Annotated in this window: 13 protein-coding genes; 5 read left to right on the top strand and 8 right to left on the bottom strand. The window is 70.8% G+C overall.

The window, feature by feature from the left end:
- Positions 1-30 precede the first annotated feature (30 nt).
- Together ABID97_RS04980 and phnD are read right to left on the bottom strand one after the other, a co-directional pair.
- A complete protein-coding gene (locus ABID97_RS04980) occupies positions 31-1086 on the bottom strand; it encodes a phosphate/phosphite/phosphonate ABC transporter substrate-binding protein (RefSeq protein ID WP_354397439.1) in 1056 nt (351 codons plus the stop codon).
- Positions 1086-2084 carry a phosphate/phosphite/phosphonate ABC transporter substrate-binding protein gene (gene phnD / locus ABID97_RS04975; protein ID WP_354401674.1) on the bottom strand — a complete coding sequence of 333 codons (999 nt, stop codon included), beginning with the start codon at positions 2082-2084 and terminating at the stop codon, positions 1086-1088. The genes ABID97_RS04980 and phnD overlap by 1 nt, the downstream gene beginning before the upstream one ends.
- A gap of 266 nt (positions 2085-2350) precedes the next feature.
- Between phnD and ABID97_RS04970 the strand changes: the two genes are divergently transcribed.
- From ABID97_RS04970 to ABID97_RS04955, 4 genes are all read left to right on the top strand, one after another.
- Positions 2351-4261, top strand: coding sequence for an ATP-binding response regulator (locus tag ABID97_RS04970; RefSeq protein WP_354397438.1), 1911 nt, complete (start codon positions 2351-2353; stop codon positions 4259-4261).
- Positions 4262-4398: 137 nt separating this feature from the next.
- The gene (locus tag ABID97_RS04965) at positions 4399-5448 is read left to right on the top strand and encodes an ABC transporter substrate-binding protein (protein ID WP_354397437.1); all 1050 of its coding nucleotides are present in this window, start codon (positions 4399-4401) and stop codon (positions 5446-5448) included.
- Positions 5445-7436 carry a hybrid sensor histidine kinase/response regulator gene (locus ABID97_RS04960; protein ID WP_354397436.1) on the top strand — a complete coding sequence of 664 codons (1992 nt, stop codon included), beginning with the start codon at positions 5445-5447 and terminating at the stop codon, positions 7434-7436. Before ABID97_RS04965 ends, ABID97_RS04960 begins: the two co-directional genes overlap by 4 nt.
- Before the next feature lie 28 nt (positions 7437-7464).
- Positions 7465-8259, top strand: coding sequence for a hypothetical protein (locus tag ABID97_RS04955; RefSeq protein WP_354397435.1), 795 nt, complete (start codon positions 7465-7467; stop codon positions 8257-8259).
- On the opposite strand, the gene ABID97_RS04950 is transcribed toward ABID97_RS04955, so the two are convergent.
- The 5 genes from ABID97_RS04950 to ABID97_RS04930 all read right to left on the bottom strand — a co-directional run bounded on the left by ABID97_RS04950 (position 8256) and on the right by ABID97_RS04930 (position 20572).
- A complete protein-coding gene (locus tag ABID97_RS04950; protein WP_354397434.1) occupies positions 8256-13802 on the bottom strand; it encodes a beta strand repeat-containing protein in 5547 nt (1848 codons plus the stop codon). The two genes, ABID97_RS04955 and ABID97_RS04950, sit on opposite strands and share 4 nt — an antisense overlap.
- A gap of 16 nt (positions 13803-13818) precedes the next feature.
- A complete protein-coding gene (locus ABID97_RS04945) occupies positions 13819-15522 on the bottom strand; it encodes a ShlB/FhaC/HecB family hemolysin secretion/activation protein (protein ID WP_354397433.1) in 1704 nt (567 codons plus the stop codon).
- Positions 15523-15908: 386 nt separating this feature from the next.
- Entirely contained in the window at positions 15909-17981 is a 2073-nt protein-coding gene (locus tag ABID97_RS04940; RefSeq protein WP_354397432.1) for a CHAT domain-containing protein, read from the bottom strand.
- 213 nt (positions 17982-18194) lie between these two features.
- Positions 18195-20381, bottom strand: a complete 2187-nt coding sequence (katE, locus tag ABID97_RS04935; protein ID WP_354397431.1) for a catalase HPII — start codon at positions 20379-20381, stop codon at positions 18195-18197.
- Positions 20378-20572 carry a hypothetical protein gene (locus ABID97_RS04930; protein ID WP_139188787.1) on the bottom strand — a complete coding sequence of 65 codons (195 nt, stop codon included), beginning with the start codon at positions 20570-20572 and terminating at the stop codon, positions 20378-20380. The genes katE and ABID97_RS04930 overlap by 4 nt, the downstream gene beginning before the upstream one ends.
- Positions 20573-20878: 306 nt before the next feature.
- Here ABID97_RS04930 and ABID97_RS04925 point away from each other — a divergent pair, with 306 nt between their 5' ends.
- Positions 20879-21694 carry a transglutaminase-like domain-containing protein gene (locus ABID97_RS04925; protein WP_354397430.1) on the top strand — a complete coding sequence of 272 codons (816 nt, stop codon included), beginning with the start codon at positions 20879-20881 and terminating at the stop codon, positions 21692-21694.
- Between the two features lie 16 nt (positions 21695-21710).
- On the opposite strand, the gene ligD is transcribed toward ABID97_RS04925, so the two are convergent.
- Complete coding sequence (gene ligD / locus ABID97_RS04920) at positions 21711-22601, bottom strand: non-homologous end-joining DNA ligase (protein WP_503012749.1); 891 nt, start codon at positions 22599-22601, stop codon at positions 21711-21713.
- Positions 22602-22660: the final 59 nt, after the last annotated feature.

The raw sequence follows: 22660 nt of genomic DNA, 5'->3' as shown, positions 1-22660 counted from the left end.
GGCGAAGGGACTAGACGGGGCGATGACCGCTCAGCGCCTGGCGCCGCCCGCCCCGCGCAAGGTCTCGACCTGTTCCTTGTACGCCTGCTCGATGCGCCGCAGGCGCTGCTCGCGCGCGGCATCGTTGACCCAGGCCGCGGCCATGGCGCGCTGCTTGCCGAGCTGGTATTCGAGCAAGGCCTCGGGCAACAGCGCGCTGTCGTCCGCCAGCGCATAGCCGTAGGCCGCGCGCAGGGTCTTCAGCACCTCGCGCTCGGCCTCCGCGCGCGGGCCCTTGCCTTGTCCATAGCCCACCAGGAAGGCCTGGATCCGGGCCTGGAACTCGGGCGGATAGGCGCGCCGCACCACCATCTGCGCGCCGGGCGGCGGCTCGGATTCCCAGACGACGTGCAGCCGCGCGGCCTCGACCGGGAACTGCTCCCTGAAGCGCTCGAAGTCGGTGGTGTTGTTGGTGGCGACGTCGGCATCGCCGTTGGCGACGGCCAGCGCCGTGGCCTGGTGGTTGCCGACGATCTCGCCGCGAAAGCGCGTCTCCAGCTCGATGTTGCGCGGCAGGAAGAGCTGGCTTTGCGGAATGAGGAAGCCCGTGACCGACCGGCTGTCGCCGCGCGCCAGGCGCCAGCGCTCGGGTTCGGCCAGCACGGCCTCCAGCGTGTTGGGCACGCCGCTCTTGCGCGTCAGCAGCACCGCGCGGTGCGTCGGCATGCCGGGCCGCCGCGCGATCTGCGCCACCACCTTCATGCGTTTCTGCATCACGGCATCGAGCGCCATCTTGGCCGACAGGAACGCCATGTCGATCTCGTCGCGCTGGATGGCGCGGTCCAGCTCTTCATAGGATGCAACCGAATAGACGCTCACCGGCACGCCCATGGACTGGCCCAGGTCGGCCAGCAGCGGCATCCAGAAGGCGCGCGATTCGACGGTGCCGCCCAGCGGCAGCACGCCGAATCGGATCGGTGCGGCCGAGGCAGCCGGCTTGTGGGCGCCGGCTGCCCCGCCGCCCTGCGCCAACGAGACCGCGGAGGCGGCCGCCAGCAGCAGCGCCGCAAGAAGGCGCAGGACGCGCGGCCACCCGGTGCAGCGCATCAGGGCGACAGGTCCCGCAGCACGGTGACCTGCTCCGCGTAGGTGGATTCGATGCGCTGCAGCCGCGCCTGGCGTGCCGCGTCGTTGACCCACTGGGCCGTCATGGCGTTCTGCCGGGCCAGCTGGTAGGCGAGCTTGGCCGCCGGCTGCAGCGAGCTGTTGTCCGCGGCCACGAAGCCGGCCAGGTCGTGCAGCGACTTGAGCACCCCACGCTCGGCATCGCCGCGCGGGCCCTTGGCGCGCCCATAGCCGACCAGGAACGCCTGCACGCGGCTGCGCAGCTCGGGCGAATACTCGCGCCGGACCACGATCTGCGCATGCGGAATGAGCTCGGACTCCCACAGCACCTGAAGCCGCTGCGCCTCGGACGGAAAGCGCAGCTTGAAGCGCTCGAAATCGGCCGTGTTGTTGGTCGCCACGTCGGCTTCGTTGTTGGCCACGGCCAGCGCGGTGGTCTGGTGGGTGCCCACGATCTCGCTCAGGAAGCGCGTCTCCATCACGATGTGGTTGGGGAGAAAGAACTGCAGCTGCGGCACGATGAAGCCGGACACCGACTGCCGCTCCCCGCGCGCGAGCCGCCAGCGCTCCGGCTCGGCAAGCAGGCTCTTTTTGGTATTGAACGGCGGCGTCTTGCGGGTCAGCAGCAAGGCGCGATAGCCGGGCAGCCCGTCGTGCCGCACCACCTGCGCCACGACCTTCATGCGGCGCTGGGTGACGGCGTCCAGCGCCATCTTGCCGGACAGGAACGCCACGTCGACCTCGTCGCGCTGGATGGCCTGCTCGAGCGCTTCGTACGAATTGACGGACAGCACGCTCACGGGGCGCGCGATGGCGCGGCTCAGTTCGGCCAGCAGCGGGTCCCAGTCGTTGCGCGATTCGAAGGCGCCGCCCAGCGGCAGGATGCCGAAGCGCACCGGCGCCTCTGGTTGCGGCAAGGGCTGGGCCATCGCCACCACGGGCAGTGCCAGCGCCAGCAGGGCGGTGCCGCGGCGCACCACGGCAGCCGCACGCGAGAAACGCGCAAAAAGGGCGCAACGGCGGGAGGCGCGAAACGCGTCAGGCGCGCCGGAAGCCGTGAAGGCGCTGCGGAAAGGGGCCTGCATTTTTAGACACGGAGACATGGGGCCGCTGCGGACCAGCGGGTCTAACATCGGTGAAGCGATGCAATTAGATACTAAGTACGGGTTATTTTCGTGATGTTTTTCCTATCTTTCGCCCTTGCGGTCGGGCCCCTAAGCTTCGCCTCCATGCGCCCAATGCCCCCATGAACTGGAACTTCCACGTCTTGCGGGGGCTTGCCCGCCTCACGTTCGCACAGCAGCTGATCCTGCTCGCGCTGGTGCCCGCCACCGCGGCCACGCTCGCGGCCATTGCCGTGCTGACGCGCCAGCACCTGGACAACCTGACCGAGCTGATGCGCGCCAATGCGCAGACCGTGGCGCTGCAGGTGGCCACGGCGGCGCAGGCGCCGCTGGTGCGCATGGACCGGCGCATCCTGCAGCGCACGGCCCAGTCGGGCACCTACCAGCCGCACGTGCAGCAGGTGCAGATCTGGTCGGACGAAGGCGAGATCGTGGCCAACTCCGAGACCGTCGACCGCGCGCGCGGCGAAGGCCTGCAGGTGGTGGTGCCGATCGTGGGCGACGACGGCAAGCACAACGGCAAGGTGATGGTCGAGATGAGCCTGGACGCCGTGCAGGACGCGCGGCGCTCGGTGTGGCTCAACGTGGTGCTGGTGCTGGCGATCAGCCTGGTGGGCGTGGGCCTGGCGGGCTGGTGGGCCGCGCGGCGCATCAGCGAGCCGATCCGCGCGCTGGGCAAGGCGGTCGACCGGCTGGGCGCGGGCGAGGCCGCGAGCGTGGAGATCGAAGGCACCTCCGAGGTCCGGCACCTGCAGCACGGCTTCAACCAGGCGGCGCGCGCGCTGGCCGAAAGCCACCGGCTGCTGCAAAGCCGCATCAGCGAGGCGACGGCCGAACTGGCGCGCAAGAACCAGCAGCTGGAAGTGGCGAGCCAGGCCAAGACCCGCCTGCTGGCGGCGGCCAGCCACGACCTGCGCCAGCCGCTGCACGCACTCACGCTGTTCTCCGACGGCCTGGCCAACGGCGAGACCGATCCGGTGCGGCTGCAGCGCATCGGCCACATCCGCGAGTGCGTGGATTCGCTGGACCGGCTGTTCTCGGAGCTCCTGAATCTCTCGCAGCTCGATGCCGGCGTGCTGCAGCCGCAGTGGGTCGACTTTCCGCTGGACCAGCTGTTCGACGAGATCAGCCGCAACTTCCGGCCGGTGGCCGAGCAGCAGGGGCTGCGCCTGGTGGCACGCAAGACCGACCTGTGGGTGCGCTGCGACTACGTGATGCTCTCGCGCATCCTCAACAACCTGGTGTCGAACTCGCTGCGCCACACCATCGAGGGGGGCGTGCTGATCGGCGCCCGGCGGCGCGGCAGGGGCGTGCGCATCGACGTGGTCGACACCGGCGTGGGCATCGCGTTGCAGCACCAGGCGCGGGTGTTCGAGGAGTTCTACCAGGTGGAGGGCACCGGCCGCCAGGCGCCCCGCGGCCAGCGCGGCATGGGGCTGGGCCTGGCCACGGTGCAGCGCCTGGCCGACCTGCTCAACACGCGCGTGGAGCTGACCTCCCGGCCGCAGCGCGGCACCTGCGTGCGCGTGCTGGTGCGCTCGGCGCCGGCCGCGCTGCCTGCGCCCGACGCCGCGCCGGCCGTCGGCGCCGTCGAGGAGGACGCCAGCCTCGATCAACTGCGCATCCTGGTGATCGACGACGAGCGCACGATCCTCGAAGGCCTCACCGTGGTGCTGACCCACTGGGGCGCCGAGGTGATGGCGGCGCAGACGCGCGCCGAGGCGCTCGCGCTGGCCGACACCTGGACGCAGCCGCCCGACGTGGTGGTGAGCGACCTGCTGCTGCAAGGCGGCGACAACGGCCTGGACGTGATCGCCGCGCTCGAGCGCCACCCGCGCGGCATCGGTGCGGGCACGGCACGGCTCCTGGTCACCGGCGAGACCAAGCCCGACCGGCTGCGCGAAGTGGCGAGCGCCGGCATCACGGTGCTCTACAAGCCGGTTTCGCCGCGCGTGCTGCGCCAGGCGATCCAGGCGCAGCGCGCGAGCGCCCTGCTGAACGCCGAAGCCCAGGCCCTAGTCCATCGGACATAGGCCAAGCAGCTGCCGAAGGCTGCGGTTCGCCGCCCCGGCACGCGGTGGGGGGCGGCGACATAAGCCCTCCGCCTTATCGCGCGAAGCGGGGGGCTTCCGTACATTGGGTGCATCTGCCCTTGCTGCAGATGCAGTCCATGTTTGTCGCCGTGAACCCCTTCATCCCGCTCCTCCGGAAACGGCTCTGCCATAGCGCGCGCTTCGCGCTGGCGATGGGCGTGGCGCTGCTCGCCGTCCACGTGCCGGCCGCCGCGCTCACGGTGCTGATGGGCGACGAGCTCGCCGCGCACTCGGAGTTCGTGCAGCACCTTCGCGCGGGCCAGGAGCCGGGGTCCCGCTTCGAGTTGGTGCGGCTTTCGCCGGGCGGCGCGGACCTGCCGCAGCCGACCGAAACCGCCGGTGCCGATCCCGATCAGCGCAGCGCCAATGCCGGCGTGCGCACGCGCAGCATGCGCGCCCTCGCGGCGGACGCCAACCTCACGATGGCGGTCGGGCTGCCGGCCGCGCGCGCCGCGCTCGACCGGCCGGGCCAGCAGCCGCTGGTGCTCGCCATGCTGAGCCGGATCGACTACGAGAACCTGCGCGCCAGCAGTCCCGCGCTGCGCCGCGGCGACCGGCGCGTGGGCGTGCTGCTGCGCGACCCGGCCATGGCCGACCAGCTCGCCCTGGTGGCTGCGGTGCTGCCGCAGAAGCCACGCATCGGCGTGGTCGCCACGCCCGAATCGGAGCCGCTGGTGCGCGAGCTGCAGCGCGCCGCGCAGGGCGGCGGTGCGGCCTGGGACGTGCAGGTCGAATACGCCCCCGACGCCAAGTCGCTGGCCGCGTCGCTGCGCGCGGTGGTGCCGCGCAGCGATGCGCTGATGGTGCTGCCCGACCTGATCGGCGACAGCCAGGCGGCCACGCTCTCGGTGCTGCGCGCCGGCGCGGAGGCCGGCCTGCCGGTGTTCGGCGCCAGCGAGGGGCTGGTGCGCTCGGGCGGCCTGGCCGCGGCCGTGTCGACGCCCGCACAACTGGCGCAGCAGGCGCGGCTGCTCGGACAGAAGCTCGCCGGCACCGGCGGCGCTGGCCCGCTGGTGGAGTCGGCCACGCCGGCCGCCGTGCGCGTCAACGCCACAGTGGCGCGCGGACTCGGCCTGCGCGTGCTGGAAGAGCGGGAACTGGCCGAGCGGCTCACGGTCACGCGATGAGCGAGCAGCTGCCGCCCGAGGGCACGCGGGCCGACATCGCCCCGCCGCCGCCCCATTCCGCACCCAAGCTGGTGGTGCGCGGCAACCTGCAGCGCGACCTGTTCCGCCTCGGCGTGGTGCCGTGCGCCGCGGTGGCGCTGGCGCTCACCGGCTGGTTCACCCACAGCCGCCTGCAGACGCTGGAGGCCGCGTTCGACGCCGAGGGCCAGGCCGTGGCGCGCCAGGTGGCGGCCATGTCCGACCTGAGCCTCTATGCCGGCGACCTGCCGGCGCTGCAGAACGTGGCCAATGCCGCGCTGCGCGGCGGCCAGGTGATGCGCGTCGAGATCAGCAACAGCGCCGGCATCTTCGTGACGGCCGGGCCCAAGGCCTCGTCGCTCGCGCAGCTGCGCATGTTCACCTCGCCGGTCACGCTGCGGGAGGCCTCGCGCGCCAACGCCTTCGCGCCCGCGGGCTCCACCGCGGGGGGCGAGACGCCCATCGGGCTGGTGCAGACCTTTCGCGACACCACCGCCTATGCGCGCGAGCGCAGCCGCTCGCTCTTCGCGGGCATCGGCATCGCGCTGGTCGCGCTGCTCGCGGCCTGGGCGTCGGTGCGCCACATGGCACGCACCGTGGCAAGGCCGCTGCGCCGCGTCTCGCGCACCGTGGCCGCGCTGGAGGCGGGCCACTTCGAGGCGCGCTGCGACGTGGTCGAGGGCGATGCGCACAGTGCGCCGCCGGCCTCTGCAGAGAACGACTCGCACGAGCTCGCCGTGCTCGCGCGCGACATCGACCGGCTGGCCGAGCGCCTGCAGAGCAACCGCCGCATCAGCGAGGAGCGCGTGCGCGAAGCCACGGCCGTGGCGCTGCAGCGCATGGCCGAGGCCGAGCAGGCGGCGCTCTCGCGCGCACGGTTCCTGGCCGCCGCCAGCCACGACCTGCGCCAGCCGCTGCACGCCATGGGCCTTTTCATCGATGGCCTGCTGCCGGGCGCGAGCCCCGCGCAGCGCCCGGCCGTGCTGCGCCTGCAGGAGAGTACCGAGTTCATGGGCGTGCTGCTGGACGACCTGCTGGAAATCTCGCGGCTCGATGCGCAGGTGCTGACACCGGCGATCGGCAAGGTGCCGCTGGCTGCGCTGTTCGACCAGCTCGATGCGCAGCATGCGCCCACCGCCTCGGAAACCCGCGTGCGGCTGCGCTGGAGCGACCGCGGCCTGGCGGTGCGCAGCGACGCGGCGCTGCTGCAGCGCATCGTGGGCAACCTGGTGGCCAACGCGCTGCGCCATGCGCCCGCGGGTGGCACCGTGCTGGTGGCCGCGCGCCGCGGCCGCAAGGACGGCGACAAGGTGCGCATCGAGGTGCGCGACAACGGCGTGGGCATCGCACCCATCCACCAGGGCCGAATCTTCGAGGAGTTCTACCAGGTGACCAACACCGAGCGCGACCGCCGCCGCGGCTTCGGCCTGGGCCTGGCGATCTGCGCGCGCATTGCCGCGCTGCTCGGCACCCGCATCACGGTGCGCTCGGCGCTGCAGGCGGGCAGCACCTTCGCGCTCACCCTGCCCGCGGCCCGCGCCGACGAAGCCGCCACGCCCGAGCCCGCGCCCGTGGCGCTCACGCCGCTGGCGGGCCTGCACTGCATGGTGATCGACGACGACCCGGCGATCCTGGACGGCAGCCGCGCCCTGCTGGAGCAGTGGGGTTGCCAGGTCGAATGCGTGTCCACCGGGGCCGAGGCCATCGCGCGGCTGGGCACGGGCGACCTGCATTTCGACGCCGTGCTGTGTGACCTGCAACTGGCCGGCGACGACGACGGCATGGACGTGATCACGGCCGCCAAGCGGCTGCAGCCCGACGCGCTCGCGGTGCTCGTCTCCGGCGCCACCGGGCCCGAGGTGCTGCAGCGCCTGCGCCACGGCGGCGTGATGCTGTTGACCAAACCGGTCGCACCGGCCAAGCTGCGCGCATTGCTCACCACGCGCCGGCATGCGCCCGCGCCGGCCTGAGCCGCCATCCGACGAACCACCGCAGCCGATGCTCGACCTTGCCGCACTGAAAGACATCCGCCCCTTCGTCGCCACCCCCAGCCACAGCGGCAGCATGGCCAGCCTCTATGTGCGCAGCCTGCTCGGCCTGGTCGACCTGGCCTGGACGCATGGCTTCTCGATGCAGACGCGCTTCCTCGACGGCGACAGCCTCATCACCCGCGCACGCAACCGCCTGGTGGCCGAGTTCATGGCCGACACGCGCTGGACGCACCTGTTCTGGATCGATGCCGACATCGGCTTCCAGCCCGACGCCGCATTGCGGCTGCTGCTGTCGGGCCGCGACGTGGTGGCCGGGATCTATCCGCACAAGACCGACGGCTGGCCCGACGCCGGATTGCAGGCGCCGCTGCCGGCCGGCAGCACGCGGCAGGACTTCGAGGCCCGTCATGCCCGCTTTGCCGCCAATGCGCTCGGCACCACCATGGTGATCGATGCCGACGGTTTCATCGAGATGCGCGACGCGCCCACGGGCTTCATGCTCATCGCGCGCTCGGTCTTCGAGCGCATGGCCGCGGCCTACCCCGAGCTGCGCTACACGCCCGACCGCGATGCCGACCCGGCCGAGCGCGGCCGTGTCCACTACCGCTTCTTCGACGTGCTCGCCGAACCGGGCAACGGCCCCTACCTGGCCGAGGACTTTGCCTTCTGCCGCCGTTGGCAATCCATCGGCGGCAAGGTCTTCATCGATGCCCACTCCGACCTCGCGCACCAGGGCATGCGCACCTACACCGGCCACTTCGGCCGCGCGCTGGCGGCACGCGGCACGCCGGGCGCGCCCTAGAAGTCGGCGCAGCCGTTGCGCTTCTCGGTGTCCACGCAGCTGGTGAGGTTCGGCCGCGAGCGCACGCGCGACCATTCGCGCGCCAGCAGGTCGCCGCCCTGCTGCGCACGGTCGCCCTCGAGCGGACCGGTGGCAAAGCAGATCGGCGCCTGGCCGATGTTGCGGTCGTACAGCCAAGTGGTCGGCTGCTCGCGTACCACGTCCACGCTGGGCAGCCGCGGAAGTCCGGTCACCTGGAGCTGGCCGGGCACCACGCGCACGGCATAGCCCTCGGCCGAGGTGAAGCTGCCGTTGATCGCATAGAACCCCGGCGGGCTGCCCAGGAAGGCCGCCGTGGTCGGCGTGCCGGTGAAGCCGACGCCGGTGTCGCCGAGGATCAGCCCGGTGATGCTGTAGGTGAACAGCGGGTTGGGCCGCCCGAAGCCGCGCACCACACTGTCGATGACCACCGTGGCCTCCGGCTGCTGCGCATAGATGAAGTGGTTGGCACCGGCCGGCACGTTCACGGTGCACAGGCCCAGGTACGCGCAGTGGTACAGGTTGGGGTACAGGCCCGAGCCGGCGAGGCCGCCGCGCGTTTCGCCCACCCAGGTGTCGGCCCAGACACGCCAGTTGGCGCCCGCGATGCTGCCGCCCCCCGCGTTCTGGAACCGCGCCGCGGCCACCAGGTCGGTGCCCGAAGCGCTGGACACCGGCACCGCCAGCGTGAGGTCGCCGGCCAGCGTGCGGACCAACACCGAGTCCGCGGCCATCGACGTGGCCGAGATCAGCTGCGGCGTGTTCGACGCGGCATCGAAGCCCGTGACCGACACCGGCCCCAGCGTCACCGCGTCGGCATCGACATATGCGAAGCGGCCCGCGGCGCTGCCGCCCACTGCGGCGACGTTGTTGCCCGCGCTCTCGAGCAGCACATTGCCGCCGGTCGAGCGTGCGAGCAGCGTTCCCGCCGTGATGGCCGCATCGGCGGCCTGGCCGATGTTGCCGGCGCTCACCAGCCCGAGCTGCGAGGTGGTGATGGCGCCGTTGAGCTGGATGTTGCCGCCCCCGCCGTTCTGCAGGGTCAGGGCCGAGGCCAGCGCCAGCCGCCCCACCACGTCGATGTTGCCGGCGTGCGCATTGCTCCCCGCCACGATGGTGGCGGCCGAGAGCCGCGTGAACTCGTCGGCCGAGACCGCGAAGCCGGTGGCCGCCGTGCCGCCCAGCGTGATGGCACTGGCGGTGCGGTCGCCCGCGTTGCCCGCGGCATCCACGCCACCGGGGCGCAGGTCGAGCACGTTGGCCGCGCGCACCGTGCCGCCGATCACCAGCGCGTCGGTCGTGCCGTCGTTGGCGGCGCGCAGCACCACGTTGCTGTTGCCGTCGATGCGGCCGGCTGGCTGCGACGGTCCGCCGAACGGGCCCGGCGGGACCACGCCCGCGATCGTCACGCCGGCGCCGTTGGCCTGCGATTCGCCCGTGACCTCGATGTTGCCCGCGCCCAGCGAAGTGACCAGGCCGCCGTTGGCGATCCGCACGCCGCTGCCCGTGGCATCGTTGGTTCCGCTCAGCACCAGGCCGTCGATGCCGATGTCGCCATCGACGCTGCGCACGGTGGCGCCGTTGATGACCACGCCGTTGCCGGTCACCGGCACGGTGCTGGAGAAGCCCCCGCTGCCCACGCCGACGATGTCGATGTTTCCGCCGGTGGTGAACACGCCCTGCGTACCCGGCGTGCCGCTGATCGAGACCCCGCTGCCCCTGAGGCCGATGCCCGAGATGGACACGTCGCCGGTGGCGGTGGAGACCGTGGCGCCCGACAGGCTCACCACGGGGGAACTCAGGAACGCGGAGTTCGCGGTGGAACGGCCCGCGATCGTCACGGCGCCGCCCGGCCCGGCATCGAGGAGCGCGGTGCGCGTGTCGATCCGCGCGCCGTTCAGCGTGATGGCCGCGCTGTTGGTCACGGCACTCGCATCCATCGACACCGTGCCGCCGTTGGTCGCGATCGCGCCGTTGTAGAAGATCGTCCCGCCCACGGCGCCGAGGCCCGCGTTGAACGCGACGTTGAGCGCGCCGACCGCCGGGTCCGCGGTGTTCGATCGGATGGCGATGTTCGGGTCGAAGGCGAAGATGCTGGTGTTGGCGTCGAGCCTGAAGTTCACCGGCGCCGCGCCCACCGTGCGATCGATCACCACGCCGTTGCCCAGCGTGATGGCGCCGGCCCCCACGGGCCCGGTGCTGCCGGTGGTGATGGTGACGCTGGTGCTGGCGTTCAGCGCATTGTTGATGTCGCCGTCCAGCACGATCGACGCGGCAACCGGGTCGAAGGGGTTGCCGGGCAGCGTGCCGGCCGCGGTGCCGTGGTTGATGGCCACGTTGTACGGGTCGATGGTCCAGGTGCCCGCGGTGCCTGCCGGCGCCGAGGCATCGACCCGCACGCCCGAAAGGTCGAACAGGGGCGCCGAGGTCTCGATGGCGCCGCCATTGCCGCCCGCCGTTCCGGCGCGCGCCGAGAGGCCGCCATGGCTGCGCAGCGTGGCGCCCCCGATCACCCGGATCGAGCCCCCGTCGCCCGAGGCTCCGCCCACATTGGCCTCCAGGCTGGTGTATTGGCCGACCGCGAGCGCATTGGTGGCCGAGATGTCGATCGTGCCGCCGCCCGCGGCGCCGTTGGCATCCAGGCGTGCGAAGCGCAGCGTGCCTTCGAAATTGTTGTAGCCTTCGATGACCACGTTGCGGCCCGTCACGCCGATGGTGCCGCCCTGGCCGGTGCCGCTGGCCACCGAGAGCAGCGCATTCGACCCGAGGACCGGGAAACCGCTGCCCATGCGAAGCGACACGTCGCCGCCACGGCCGTCGACGGACACGCGCCCGCCCTCGGCCGCCAGCCCCTGCCCTGTGCCGGCCACCACATTGACCGCGAAGGCATCTGCCGCGCTCTGCGTGACCACCGGGGTGCCCGCGCCGTTGTTGACGATGGTGAAGGCCTTGCTGCCTGCGGTGCCGGCCACGCTGACCTCGCCGCCGCTGCCCGCCGCGATGCTGCTGGAGCGGATCGCCACGCCGTCGCCCGCCGAGAAGGCCGAGCCGACGACGACTTGAAATTCGTTGGTGGCGCCCCCGGCCGTCGAGAGGAACTCGGCGTTGCCGGGCGCCGTCGTCAGCCCGAGGACGTTGCCGCCGACGCCGTCGATGCGCACGTTCCCGCCCGTGGCCACGGTGGCGCCCGACAGGATCACGCCGATGCCGCCGCCCAGGCCCGTGCCGGACTCATCGGGCTGGCCGCGGTAGAGGCCGACCGGGTCGCCGGTGGCCCAGCTGCGCGAGCTGCCCACCAGCGATATGCCGCCCGTGCCCGAGCGGATCACGGGGTCGGACGAGCCCGATTCGCTCGCGTAGAGCGTCGCCACGACACCCGCCGAGCCGATGCCGCCGCGCCCGTCGATGGAAATGCCGCCGGCGCCGGTGGTCATCGAGCCGCCGTTGATCCCGACGCCCACGCCGCTGAGGAAGAAATTGCTCTCGTTCAACCGCACCGTCTCGCCATGCCCGCGCAGGCTGATGAGGCCCGTGCCGCCGCAAGCGCCACCCGTGCCCACGGCGCAGGTGGACAGCGTGCTGTTGGTCAGGCCGACGCCCGGAAGCGCGAAGCTGCCGACCTCGAACGTCAGCACGTCGCCGCGCGCGCGTCCATTGAGCGGGTCGGTCTGTCCGTAGAAGCGGATGTCGCCGCCGCCGCTCTCGATCGAGGCGTTGTTCAGGTAGATGCCGCCGGCGGACCGCGCATCGTTGGTGCTCAGGATCTCGGGCAGCTCGGACGGGACCGTGCCCTTCGAGTCGGCATTGAAGTCGACATTCAGCGCGCCGGCCGTGGAGCGGATCGACGATCCGTTGCTCATGCCGATGCTGCGCAGCGAGTTCACCGTCAGCGTCGATGCGCGGCCTTCGGACTTGACGACCTGCGCGTCGCTGTCGAAGACGACGCCGAAGCCGCCGGTCGTCAGCCGGCCTTCGACAAACCGTCCGGCCGAACTCTCGAGCACCACGTCGGTCCCGCGTCCCAGCGCGCCGCCGATGGCCTGTGCACTCACGCGCGAGGGCAGCCCGCCCACCGGATAGGCGGCCGGGTCGTAGGCCGGCACGTCGGTGACCACGTTGAGGTCCGGTCCGGAGACCATGCGCCACTTGCCGTTGGCGCCGGACTCGCCGCCGCTCGCATCCACCACCGCATCGCCGGCCACTTCGAGCGAGCCGGCGGCAATGCCGGCGACCAGGGTCACGTTGCCGCCGGCGCCGCTGCCCAGGCCGCGGGCCTCGAGCCTGCCGGACAGGTGCGTGCCGTCGCCGCCCAGGCCGATGCGCCCGCCCGTGCCGCCGGCGACGGTGGCGTTGGCGCGGATCACCGCGTCGGGCGACATGGTCGCGGCCGTGCCGCCGATCAGCGTCACGCTGCCGCCGCTGCTGCCGCTCGCATCGATGCTGGCGCCATCCACGCGCAGGCGGTCCGACACGGACTGCACGCTGCCGCCCGTCACGCCGGCCTCGGTGCCGGTGACGTCGAGGGTGCCCGCGATGCGCATGGCATTGGACGGCGCACCCAGCAGGATCTCTCCGCCGCGATCGACCGTGAGGGATCGCGCCTGCAGCACGCCGCCCTGGTTGACCACCACGTCGGCCGGATTCACCGATTGCGCCAAGAGCTGGATGCGCCCGCCGTCGGCCCGGATGGTGCCGTCGGCGGTGTTCTCCACCAGCGCCGTAGCGGCCTTGCTGGTGGTGGGAATGCGGAAGGTGGTCAGCCCGTCGCCCATCGGGTCCACCACCATCACCACCTCGTTGCCGGACACCAGCCCGGCCGTGCCGCGCGCGACGTTGATGGTGCCGCTGTTGCTGACGTTGGCGCCGACCAGCGCCACCAGCCCGCCGGTGCGCGAATCGCCCTCGCCCGAGCCGGCGACGATCTGCGCGCCCTTCTCCACCGTGATGCCCGCAGGGCTGCTGCCGCTGAGCGTGAGCTCCATGCGCTGGGTGCCGGTGTTGAGCACGCCACCGGCCATGAAGGCGTCGTTGCGCGCCTTGAAGTTGTCCGCCGCGCTGCCCGCGATGTCGAGCGTGGAAGCGACCAGGCCACCCACGCTGACCGACGATTGCGCACCGAAGAGCACCCCCGAGGGGTTGATGAGGTAGACGTGGCCGGTGGCCGAGAGCGACCCCATGATCCGCGATTCCTGGCCGCCCACCACGCGGTTGAGCAGCACGCTCGACGCGCTCGGCTGCGTCACGACCACGGCCGAACCGAAGGGCACGCCGAAGGTCTGCCACTGCGCGACGGCGCGGGGCGAGTTCTGCATGATGTTGAGCGTGGTGGCGCCGAGCGGCGCCTGGGTCATGCCAGGTACGCACGCGCCGCCCATCGCGAGGCAGACATTGCCCGCCATCTGCGCAAAGCCGGTGGGAAGGGTCTGCGCGAGCGCGGGCGCCAGGCCCATGCAGGCCAGCGACAGCGCGAGCGGGCGAAGGCGCATGCGCCGCTGCAGGTGAATTGCCGTGCCACGTGGTGTCATGGGGATACCTTCATGGTCAGAACGCCTTGGTGAGCTGCACGAACAGCCGGGGGTTGCGCCCGCCGCCGTCGGTCTGCGCCGGCCGCGTGCCGTCGCGCCAGGCGATCGTCGCGTTGATCGAGAAGTTGCCCGGCCGGGCCCAGCTCACGCCGATGCCGTAGCCGCGCAGGCTGTGGGTGTTTTCGCCATCGAAGGGCGTGGGGTGGCGCACGATCTTGCCGCGCGCCGCGTCGTAGAACACGAAGGGCGTGAGCTCGTCGTTGAAGGACCAGCGCCATTCGACGGTGCCGATCAGGCCCTGGTCCACCAGCAGTTCGCCCGAGGGATAGGCACGCACCGCGCGCGCGCCGCCGAGCGCGAGTTTCTCGGAGGCATCGAGGTTCTTGCTCGCCCATTGCCCGCCCACCGACAGGTACAGCGAATGGCGCGGCACGATGGCCTGCAGCCGCGAGAGCTGGAAGCTGAGCTTGGTGAACCCGCCTTCGGTGCGGTGGCCGCCAACGCCCTGGTCGGCCTGGTAGCTCTCGGGATCGCGGATCGAAAGATCGCCGTGGTACAGCGTGCCGGAGCTCGCCCAGTAGCCGCCGCCCAGCAGGTCGTCGCGCCGTTCCCAGGTCCACCCGACGCCGAAGCCCTGCACGCGTTTCTTCGCGGTGAAGCCGACGCCGCGCAGCTCGTCCGTCAGGTCCTTCACGTCGACGCCCAGGCGCAGGAACAGGTTCTGCTGGCGCTGGCGGATGAGCGGGTAGTTGAGGGAGAAGTCGAGCACGTCGGCGCGGCCCTGCGCCTCCAGGTCGACGAACTGCCCGCCGAGCTCGTAGTTGACGCGTGCCAGGCCCACGCCGGCGCGCAGGCCGCTGGTGCCGATGGGTGCCTCGTAGGCGATGCGGCCGAACTGCAGCGCATTGCTGTTGGACACCATGAGCCGCATGTCCAGGTTGTCGCCGATGCCGAAGGGGCTGAGCCAGCGCGCGGTGCCGCCGACGCGATAGCGCCCCGATTCCTTGGTGCCGTGGTTGTCGGCCTCGGCCGCGAAGGCCCAGCGCGGCGCGGCCGCCACTTCGACCGAGAGGTCGGTGGTGCCCGGCTGCGTGCCTTCCTGCAGCGCCGACGAGACCTTGACGCCGGGCTGGTCCGACAGCAGCAGCATGGAACGCTCATAGGCCGGCGCGCTCACGGCCTCGCCGGGCTGCAGCGCCGCGAGGAAGCCGCCCACGCGCGCTTCGCCGAGCGGCGCATCGGGCGCGACCGTCACTTCGACCTTGCCGAGCCGGCCTTCGATGACGCTGATCTCGACGATGCCGTCCCGCACGGTCTGCACGGGCACGACGGCCTGGGCGAGAAAGTAGCCGAGCTCCTTGTAGCGCGCGGTGATGGCCTGTGCCAGGCCTTCGAGATCGCCGAGGGTGACGTCGCGGCCGATGTAGGGCGCGGTGATGCCTTGCAGTTCTTCGTTGGTCAGCGCCTTGACGCCGTTCAGGCGCAGGTCGTTGAGCCTGAAGGAGGCGGCGGGCGGCTGGGGCGCGGCAGGCAGGCTTTGCGGTGCCACGGCGCCGGTAGCCTGTGCGATGGGGCGGTCGCAGGTGCCGCAGGGGTCCTTGGTGGGAAGCAAGGCGGTGGCTTCGGCCGCGTGGGTGCGGGGGGCAGCGGCCAGCAAGGCGGCACCTGCCAACAGGGCGGCGGCAAGTGCAGTGGGTGTGGGGCGGTGGCGAACGCGCATCTCAGTGCTCCACCGCGCGTTGAGCTGCGGGCTGATTGTTGTGTTCGTGCTTGTGTATCGATCGCTTGTTCAGGGCGCGTGCACAGGCCACCGGGTACTCCCCTCCGCGAATGTCCCCCGGGCTTCGCCCTCCTCCTTTATTTCGCTGCGGGGAGCACCCTGCGCCCTGTGCACTGGGGCACGCTCGTGGTGTACCGCTGAGCAACGACTGCCCTGCCCAACGCTCACGTCGATGGCGTGCTCTGCGCAGCGAAATAAAGGAGGAGGCTTGCGGCCCTGGGCCGCGCCGGGGGACATTCGCGGAGCAGAGCACGCCGTCGGCGGGAGCGCGCCCTGGATGACAACGACGCTCAACGCAACGAATAGACATCGCAGTTCTTTTCATGTCAGCTTCCCACCGTGAGGCGCCAGTTGCCGATGAGGTTGAACGGGGCCCAGAAGAAGGGGTGGGACATCTTGGGGTCCTTCAGGACCGCCAGCTGTCCGGCCTGCATCGCCTTCTGGATGTCGCGGCCCTTCGACAGCTCCCCGTAGAGCGTGCCCATGAGCACCGCGGTCGCGTCGTCCGACACCGGCCACAGCGAGGCGATCAGGCTCGAGCTGCCGGCCGAAAGAAAGGAGCGCGTGAAGCCCAGCACCTCGTCGCCCTGCGCGATGCGTCCGAGCCCCGATTCGCAGGCCGAGAGCGTGACCAGCGCCGTGCCGTCCATCGGCAGGCCGAGGATCTCGTGCGCCTCCAGGAAATTCTGCTTGCCGCCTTCGTTGGCCAGCAGGATGCGCGAGTACAGCGGATCGACCGCATCGGCCTCGGCATGGGCCGCCACGTGCATCAGCGGCGACCGCGCGGACACCTCGCGGAACTGCGTCTTGGTGGCCGCGGCGCCCATGTACACGGTGTTGCGCGGGAACAGCTGCGCCAGCTGCTTCACTTCGAGCTCGGCGCCGGGCAGGTCGTACTTGTCCTCGATGCGCGGATTGCCGAAGGCCGTGAGCGATGCGCTCACGCGCGGCGTGCGCTGCGCGAGCTGCACCGCGATGCTGATCGAGGGGGCCACCGCCACCGGATGCGCCTCGATCACGTAGCGTCCATCGAGGCGCAGCGCCTGGAACGGCAGGTAGTGCAGCGGCCCGTGGGGCACCACGATCATCCGCTGTCCCGATGCGAGGCCGAGCGGTGCGAGCAGCGCGGTGCCCAGCTTGTCGGCATTGGCGATGGCCGTGCGGCGGCCGCGCACGATGGAATTGCGGAACACCTCGACCAGCTCGGTCAGCTCCTCGCGGCGCACCGCCACGGTGTGGGCCTGGATGCCGGTGGGGCTCACGACCCACACCAGCAGCCGGTCGGGCAGCGAATGGAACTGCACCACGCGCTCGTCGGGCGCCAGCGCGCCCTGCAGCGTCGCCAGGTCGACGGTGTTCGCGGCACGGTCGCTGATCTTCGCGCGGCCGCGCACCGCGTCGAGCAACGCGCGCGAACGGCTGCGCTCGCTCACCTCGAAGGCCTGGCGCGCATCGCCGGCGTCGCTGTAGATCGACACGCCCCGCTCGAACACCGACTGCAGGTCCGAGAACAGGCCCATCTTGAATTCTTCGCTGCGGAACCTGGCGCGCACCTGGTCGATGCCGCCCAGCGCGCGCGCCATGGCTTCGGCCGCGGCCTGCTTCTGCCCCAGCGCGAGCTCGCTGCGCGCCACGCCGTCCCAGGCCCACAGGCGGTAGTACTCGGTGTCGGTGCCCACCTGCCGCGCGGTGAGCGCGCGGTACAGGTCGCGGGCCTCGCCCGGCTTGTTCTCGGCCAGCAGCAGCCGTGCGCGGGTGCGGTCGAGCTGCGCGGTGAGCGGTGCATCCTTGGGCGGCGCCATGCCGGCGAGCACGTCGCGCGCCCGCGCGGCGTCACCCGCTTCGATGAGCGCGTTGACGAGCGAGGCCTGCACCAGCGGCGCATAGCGCGTCGAGCTGTTGGCCAGGGCCTCGTCGTAGCTGAGCACGGCGCCGGCATAGTCGCCGCGGCGCGTGCGCACGTCGCCGATCACCTTCTGCACCGGGCCGACCACCAGCTTGGGGTCGCGTGCCGGGTGCCTGAGCGCCTCGCGGGCAAACTCCTCGGCCTTGTCGAGCTGGCCCGAATAGCTGTAGACGATGGCCAGGTCGCGGTTGGCCATGGCCATGAGATTGGGATCGCGCGTGGCATTGGCCAGGTGCAGCGCCTTGCTGGCGGCACGCACGCTCTGGCGGAACTCGCCGGCCTCGGCGAGCGCCACGGCCTGGCTGCAGTACTGGTAGCCCGAGAGCTTGACCGCATCCTGCCCGTAGAGCACCGCGCCCTCGCTGGTCAACGCCAGCAAGGTGTCGGTGTCGGCGAGCCGCGCCTGCTCGGCCTTGCTGGCCTCGGCCTCGGCACTGGGCGCCTGCTGCGCGAACGCCAGCGGCCCGTGGCCCAGCAGAAGAACGCACGCCAACCCGAGGGCACCGGCAGCGCCTGCACGACGTGCCGAGCGCTCCCATCCCGTTCTCGAAAACCACGTCATTGGACCCCCGCGCGCGGCCCGTGTACCCGCGGATGCGGGGGTCGACGCCGCGGAAGTGCGCGCCGTTCAGGCCTCGTGGGGAAAGTCTAGGAGGGGCCTTGCGCCCCGCCTATTCACAAGACGGCCTAGCGCAAAAGGACTACGTCAGGCGGGGACCGAATCGATGTCGGTCCGCTCCCAGTGCCGATGCCTGGCAATGGCGGCGATGAAATCCTGCGCGATCTGCATGGCCGCGGTCGCGTCGCCGAGGTTGGTCACGGGTGTGGCGGCCACCACCACGCCGGGCGGCAGGTCGGCCTGTTGTGCGTCCGCGCCGATGCCCAGCCTGGAGAGCAGCTGCACGCCCTCGCCCACGGTGCAGATCGCCTTGCAATGCTTGTAGGCCTCCAGCACGAAGTGCACCGCATCGCCCATGCCCGCGAGCGTCGCGGCGCCGAGGCTGCCACCGGGCACCAGCACGGCATCGAACATCACGGACGGCGCGTTGGCAAAGGTCATGTCGATGTCGATCTGCCGCTTCGATGCGCTGGCGACGGTGCCCAGGCGCGGCCCGACCACCTTGCAGCGCCCGCCGGCCTGCTCGAGCGCATCGCGGATCGGCTTGAGCGAGGCGGAGTCGATGCCGTCGGCCACCAGGATCGCGATCTTGCGTGTGCGGATGGAACCGTCGCCGGTATCGGCCATGCTGAGCGCGCGTGATTCCTCGATCGGCAGGGTCATGCGGTGCTCGCGAAAGCCCGCGCGGCCGGCGGCCGCCTTGGCGTCGGGCGCACCGATGCCCAGGGGCTCGGCCACGCGGCGCGCGAGCTTCTCGTCGACGTGCGCGAGGTTGTCGACCATGCGCTGGCGGATCGCCGGCACATCGACCTTCGAGAGCTCGAAGCGGAAGCCCGCGACGATATGTTCCTTCTCGGCCGCGCTCTGGCTGTTGAAGAACAGGCGCGCCTGCGTGAAGTGGTCGTCGAAGGTGGGGCTGCGCCGCCGCACCTTGGTGCCCTCGATGTCCTCGGGGTAGGTCTGGAAGCCGACGCTGCCGCCATCGACGCGGAACTCCTTGCCGTCGCCGAGCGAATTGGGCTCGTAGGCCACCTGGCCGCGCGCGATCGTCTGGCGGTGCATGCCGTCGCGCTGGAAGTTGTGGAAGGGGCACACGCTCTTGTTGATGGGCAGCTCATGGAAGTTGGCGCCGCCCAGCCGCGAGATCTGCGTGTCGGTGTACGAGAAGAGCCGGCCCTGCAACAGCGGATCGTTGCTGAAGTCGATGCCCGGCACCACGTGCCCGGGATGGAACGCGACCTGCTCGGTCTCGGCAAAGAAGTTGTCGGGGTTGCGGTTGAGCACCAGCCGGCCGATGCGCTGCACCGGCACCATCTCCTCGGGAATGAGCTTGGTCGGGTCCAGCAGGTCGAAGCCGAGCGACTGCGCCTTGTCGGGCGCGATGAGCTGCACGCCGAGCTCCCATTCGGGAAAGTCGCCCTGCTCGATGGATTCCCACAGGTCGCGGCGATGGAAGTCGGGGTCCTTGCCCGCGATCTTCTGCGCTTCGTCCCAGGCGAGGCCATGGATGCCGAGCTTGGGCTTCCAGTGGAACTTCACGAAGTGGCTCTCGCCGCGGTTGTTGACGAAGCGGAAGGTGTGCACGCCGAAGCCTTCCATCATGCGAAGGCTGCGCGGAATGGCACGGTCCGACATCGCCCACATCAGCATGTGCGTGCTCTCGGGCATCAGCGATGCGAAGTCCCAGAAGGTGTCGTGCGCGCTCGCGGCCTGCGGCATCTCGTGGTGCGGCTCGGGCTTCACGGCGTGGATGAGGTCGGGGAACTTCATCGCGTCCTGGATGAAGAACACCGGGATGTTGTTGCCCACGAGGTCGTAGTTGCCTTCGCGGGTGTAGAACTTGACGGCAAAGCCGCGCACGTCGCGCACCGTGTCGGCCGAGCCGCGCGAGCCCGCCACGGTCGAGAAGCGCACGAAAACGGGCGTCTTCGCATCGGGGTCCTGCAGGAAGTCGGCCGAGGTGAACTGCGACATCGACTTGTAGACCTGGAAGAACCCGTGCGCCGCCGAGCCGCGCGCATGCACCGCGCGCTCCGGAATGCGCTCGTGGTCGAAGTGCGTGATCTTCTCGCGCAGGATGAAATCTTCGAGCAGCGTGGGCCCGCGCAACCCGGCCTTGAGCGAGTTGTGGTTGTCGGGAATCTGAAGACCCTGGTTGGTCGTCAGATTGGGCGCATGATCGGTCGCGAAGCCATCGAGCTGCTGCTGCTTGGCATTGCTGCCATCCGTGGCCTTCGACCGGCGACCGGCGGCGGCCTTGTTCTGAGGCGTCATCGAGGATCTTTCATGGGGGGGTCAACTTCGTTGTCGAGAAAAAGGTCCAGCACGTTCACCAGCGCAATCAGGCAGATGAAGCCCGCCACGGCGGCCACCACCCAGAAAAGGATTTCATCTCCCCAAGCACCGGTGAGTGAATCGAACAGCGACGAGAACTCCATGATTCGCTCCAGCAGGTCTGATTTCAACAACTCGATGCTTGCGCTGCAGCCTCCATGAAGCCACGAAAGCGGTGTCGCGAGGCTTTTGCGAGCGAATCCAAAGGTTATGTTTTTCTCACACTGTTACCCGTAGTGGCGGCTCGCCCCCGGGTGTGGGAGAGGCGGCGTGCAGGGGGTAGGAGCGCACCGACAGCCCCGGGCCCCCGCCTACGGCGCCTGGCGTATCTGCCCGCATGCCGCGGCAAGGTGCGCCCTATAGCATCGGCGGCAGGCGGCACGAAGCCTGCTTGCACGACAGCGGCAGCACATGATTCACACACAGGGAAGAAGCAAATGCAGATCAGGATCGGTTTCGACATCGAGCTCGCCGTCACGGCCCCCACGGCCTTGATCTACATGCTGCAGGTCCATCCGTCGCGCGCGGCGGATCTCCAGGACGGGGAGCACATCACCATCACGCCGCCGCTGCACACCGACTACTACATGGACAGCTTCGACAACCATTGCGCGCGGGTGCGCATTCCCGCGGGTGTGGCCAGCGTGCGGCTGCGCAACCATGCGGTGGTGTTCGACCCCGGCTGGACCGACCCGGTGGACTACGGCGCCGTGGAGCACGCGGCCGCCGACCTGCCGGTGTCCACGCTGCCCTTCCTGCTGCCGAGCCGCTATTGCGAGGTCGACAGCGAACTGCTGCAGTTCGCCTGGGACACCTTCGGCCGCGTGGCGCCGGGCTGGAACCGCGTGCAGGCGATCTGCGACTACGTGCACGGCCACCTGCGCTTCGACTACCAGACCGCACGCCCGACGCGCACCGCGCTCGAGGGCCATCGCGAGGGCACGGGCGTGTGCCGTGACTTCGCCCACCTGGCCATCACGCTGTGCCGCTGCATGAACATTCCGGCGCGCTATGCCACGGGCTATCTCGGCGACATCGGCATCCCGCCGGTGCCGTACCCGATGGACTTCAGCGCCTGGTTCGAGGTCTACCTGGGCGACCGCTGGCACACCTTCGATGCGCGCCACAACGTGCCGCGCATCGGCCGCATCGTGATCGCGCGCGGCCGCGACGCGGCCGACGTGCCGATCACCATGGTGTTCGGCGCCAACTCGCTGCTTCGCTTCGAGGTGACGACCGACGAGGTCCTGTAGCAGGCCGCGCCTGGCGCTACGGCAGGTAGCCCAGCATCCGCATCGCGGCGCCCAGCGTCGCGCGGCGGGCTTCCATCGCATTCCAGGGCGTGTTGCCGACGGCCAGCCGCTCGCCGATGTTGGCGACCGTCCAGTGTGCGGCGCTGCCCAGGTCGGGCAGCTCTTCCCAGGCCAGCGGCACCGAAACGCCCAGGCCCGGGCGCGCGCGCACCGACCAGGCACAGGCCGTGGTGGCGCCGAAGCCATTGCGTAGATAGTCCGGGAAGATCTTGCCGATGCGGTTGCGCGGGCCGCTCTTGGCCACGAAGCGCCCCGGCACCGTGCGCGCCAGGTGCTCCACGATGGCGCGCGAGAAGCCCCGCACCTCGTCCCAGCCGTACTGGCGGCGCAGCGGCACCACCACGTGCAGCCCCTTGCCGCCGCTGGTCTTCACGAAGGCCGGCAGTCCGAGTTCGTCGAGCAGCACGTGCACGAGCAGCGCCGCCTCCTGCATCTGCTGCCAGTCGACGCCTTCGCCGGGGTCCAGGTCGAAAGTCATGCGGTCGGGCTTGCCGATGGCGCGCGAGGTGGCGTTCCAGGTGTGCAGCTCGAGGGTGTTGAACTGCGCGGCGCCGACCAATGCCCGTTCGGTGTCGATCTGCAGCAGCGGATCGTGTCCCGGATCGAGCGCGGGATCGAGCAGCTTGATGCCCTGGATGTCGCTGTGCCGCGCATGCTTCTGGAAGAACAGCTCGCCGCCCACGCCTTCCGGTGCGCGCACCAGCGCCACAGGCCGGCCCTGGAGGTGGGGCAGGATCAGCGGCGCCACGCTGGCGTAGTAGGCCGCGATGGCGCCCTTGGTGATGCCGCTCGCCGCGTCGATCACACGTTCGGCATGGGTGATGCGCGGTGGTGCCGGGGTCTCCATGCATGGAGACTTGCGCGGCGCGCCGCCGCCCGATGTAGGAACGCTGCGGCGCCCGCCGT

Origin of the sequence: Variovorax sp. OAS795, assembly GCF_040546685.1 — a bacterium.
Taxonomy (GTDB): domain Bacteria; phylum Pseudomonadota; class Gammaproteobacteria; order Burkholderiales; family Burkholderiaceae_C; genus Variovorax.
The sequence above is the reverse complement of the archived record's forward strand: the minus strand, read 5'-3'. Positions and strand labels throughout refer to the sequence as shown.

Bases quoted from the DNA above. Each gene is read 5' to 3' on its own strand.
- ABID97_RS04980 (WP_354397439.1), bottom strand. From the start codon at position 1,086: ATGCGCTGCACCGGGTGGCCGCGCGTCCTGCGCCTTCTTGCGGCGCTG.
- ABID97_RS04970 (WP_354397438.1), top strand. From the start codon at position 2,351: ATGAACTGGAACTTCCACGTCTTGCGGGGGCTTGCCCGCCTCACGTTC.
- ABID97_RS04965 (WP_354397437.1), top strand. From the start codon at position 4,399: ATGTTTGTCGCCGTGAACCCCTTCATCCCGCTCCTCCGGAAACGGCTC.
- ABID97_RS04960 (WP_354397436.1), top strand. From the start codon at position 5,445: ATGAGCGAGCAGCTGCCGCCCGAGGGCACGCGGGCCGACATCGCCCCG.
- ABID97_RS04955 (WP_354397435.1), top strand. From the start codon at position 7,465: ATGCTCGACCTTGCCGCACTGAAAGACATCCGCCCCTTCGTCGCCACC.
- ABID97_RS04950 (WP_354397434.1), bottom strand. From the start codon at position 13,802: ATGACACCACGTGGCACGGCAATTCACCTGCAGCGGCGCATGCGCCTT.
- ABID97_RS04945 (WP_354397433.1), bottom strand. From the start codon at position 15,522: ATGCGCGTTCGCCACCGCCCCACACCCACTGCACTTGCCGCCGCCCTG.
- katE (WP_354397431.1), bottom strand. From the start codon at position 20,381: ATGACGCCTCAGAACAAGGCCGCCGCCGGTCGCCGGTCGAAGGCCACG.
- ABID97_RS04925 (WP_354397430.1), top strand. From the start codon at position 20,879: ATGCAGATCAGGATCGGTTTCGACATCGAGCTCGCCGTCACGGCCCCC.
- ligD (WP_503012749.1), bottom strand. From the start codon at position 22,601: ATGGAGACCCCGGCACCACCGCGCATCACCCATGCCGAACGTGTGATC.